The following is a 349-nucleotide window of genomic DNA, read 5'->3' as shown; positions in this document are numbered from 1 at the left end:
ATGGTTGATGCCGGTGCGACACGTATTGGTGCGAGTGCAGGTGTTCAAATTATGCAAGGTTTAGAATCCGATTCAGACTACTAAGCAAGCATCAGACAAAAGGAGGGGTTACAATGGCAACATTTAACCGCGTACATTTAATCGTGATGGACTCAGTGGGGATTGGTGAAGCGCCAGATGCCCACAAGTTTGGAGACGAAGGGTCTCATACACTCCGTCACACATTAGAAGGTTTTGACCAAACATTACCCAACTTACAACAACTGGGTCTAGGTAACATTGATGACTTACCGGTCATCGACCGGGTAGACCATCCGATGGCGTACTATCATAAATTAAGCGAAGCGTC

At 46.4% G+C, this 349-nt stretch carries 2 pseudogenes; both read left to right on the top strand.

Annotation, left to right across the window (positions count from 1 at the left end):
• A pseudogene (locus tag CD172_RS12115) lies at positions 1 to 84 on the top strand (deoxyribose-phosphate aldolase); the annotation flags it as partial.
• A 29-nt stretch (positions 85 to 113) separates the two neighbouring features.
• Positions 114 to 349, top strand: a pseudogene (locus CD172_RS12110) (phosphopentomutase); the annotation flags it as partial.

Origin of the sequence: Staphylococcus agnetis, from assembly GCF_002901865.1 — a bacterium.
GTDB classification, from domain to species: Bacteria; Bacillota; Bacilli; order Staphylococcales; family Staphylococcaceae; genus Staphylococcus; species Staphylococcus agnetis.
This window is presented reverse-complemented; position numbering and strand designations above follow the sequence as displayed.